2 protein-coding genes are annotated in these 1,800 nt (G+C 74.2%); one reads left to right on the top strand and one right to left on the bottom strand.

All coding sequences use genetic code 11. The annotated features are described in order from the left end of the window. The first annotated feature begins 19 nt into the window (after positions 1 to 19). Entirely contained in the window at positions 20 to 1,375 is a 1,356-nt protein-coding gene (gene glmM, locus KBX39_RS30380) for a phosphoglucosamine mutase (protein ID WP_030501566.1), read from the top strand. A 43-nt stretch (positions 1,376 to 1,418) separates the two neighbouring features. Here the strand turns inward: glmM and KBX39_RS30375 are convergent. Continuing rightward, a partial coding sequence (locus tag KBX39_RS30375) for an aminotransferase class I/II-fold pyridoxal phosphate-dependent enzyme (RefSeq protein ID WP_210873843.1) occupies positions 1,419 to 1,800 on the bottom strand: 382 nt, incomplete at its 5' end.

Raw genomic sequence — 1,800 nt, 5'->3', positions numbered from 1 at the left:
TCCACGGAGGTTGGCGGGTATGGGCCGGTTGTTCGGCACGGACGGCGTACGCGGGCGGGCGAACGCGGATCTCACCCCGGAGTTGGCGCTTGCGGTCGCGGTGGCCGCGGCCCACACGCTGGCCGAGACCGACAAGAGCCATCCGCCGCTCGCGGTGGTCGGCCGGGACACCCGGGCCAGCGGCGAGATGCTGGAGGCGGCGGTGGTCGCCGGGCTCACCAGCGCCGGCGCCAACGTGGTCCGGGTCGGCGTGCTGCCCACCCCGGCCGTGGCGTTCCTCACCGCCGAGGCCAAGGCCGACCTGGGCGTGATGCTGTCCGCCTCGCACAACCCGATGCCGGACAACGGCATCAAGCTGTTCGCCGCCGGCGGGCACAAGCTGCCCGACGAGATCGAGATGCGGATCGAGGAGGCGGTGAAGGCGAACGCCACCACCGCCTGGAAGCGCCCCACCGGCGCCGGCGTCGGCCGCGTACACGACCTGCTCGACGGCGCCGACCACTACGTGCAGCACCTGGTCGGCACCGTGCCGCACCGCCTCGACGGGATCAAGGTCGTGGTCGACTGCGCCAACGGCGCGGCGGCCGACGTCGCCCCGGTCGCCTACCGCGAGGCAGGCGCCGAGGTCATCGCCATCCACGCCGAGCCGGACGGGCTCAACATCAACGACGAGTGCGGTTCCAACCACATCGACGCGCTGCGCGCCGCCGTGGTCGAGCACGGCGCGCACCTGGGCATCGCCCACGACGGCGACGCCGACCGCTGCGTCGCGGTCACCGCCGACGGCGACGAGGTCGACGGCGACCAGGTCATGGCGATCCTCGCGCTGGCCATGCGGGACGCCGGCGAGCTGACCCAGGACACCCTGGTCGCCACCGTGATGAGCAACCTCGGTCTCCGGCTGGCCATGTCCGAGCACGGCATCCGGCTGGTCGAGACCAAGGTCGGCGACCGGTACGTGCTGGAGGAGCTGCGCGCCTCCGGCCTGGCGCTCGGTGGCGAGCAGAGCGGGCACATCGTGCTGCCCGCGTACGCGACCACCGGCGACGGCGTGCTGACCGGCCTGCACCTGATGGCGCGGATGGCCGCCACCGGCACCTCGCTGGCCGAGCTGGCCGCCGTGGTCACCAAGCTGCCCCAGGTGCTGATCAACGTGCCGGTCGGCGACCGTACCGTCGGCGCCGCCGCACCGGCCGTCCGGGCCGAGGTCGAGCGCGCCGAGGCGGAGCTGGGCGAGACCGGCCGGGTGCTGCTGCGCCCGTCGGGCACCGAACCGCTGGTGCGGGTCATGGTCGAGGCGGCCACCGAGGACACCGCGCGCGAGGTCGCCGAGCGCATCGCCGAACAGGTCCGCACCGCCAGCCCGGTCGCCTGAGCCACTCCGCCCGCCCGCTGGGGATCTCCCTCCAGCGGGCGGTTCAGTTTCCGCGCAGACCGCGCAGCCGGGTCACCGCCTCGGCCAGCACCTCCGGCCGCTTGCAGAACGCGAACCGGACCAGCCGGCGGCCGGCCTCCACGTCGTCGTAGAACACCTGCGTCGGCACCGCCACCACACCGCAGCGCTCCGGCAGCGCCCGGCAGAACTCCACCCCGTCCCGGCCGCCCAGCGGCGTGACGTCGGCGGTCACGAAGTAGGTGCCCTCCGGCGCGAGCACGCCGAACCCGGCGTCGGCCAGCCCGGCGGCGAGCTGGTCCCGCCGGCGTTGCATGTCGTCCCGGAATTCGGTGAAGTAGGCGTCCGGCAACCCGAGCGCCACCGCCACCGCCGGTTGCAGCGGCCCGGCGTTGACGAACGTGAGG

Origin of the sequence: Micromonospora sp. D75 (assembly GCF_018070405.1) — a bacterium.
GTDB lineage: Bacteria > Actinomycetota > Actinomycetes > Mycobacteriales > Micromonosporaceae > Micromonospora > Micromonospora chalcea.
This window is presented reverse-complemented; position numbering and strand designations above follow the sequence as displayed.

Excerpts from the sequence above, each read along its gene's own strand:
- glmM (WP_030501566.1), top strand. The coding sequence starts at position 20 with ATGGGCCGGTTGTTCGGCACGGACGGCGTACGCGGGCGGGCGAACGCG.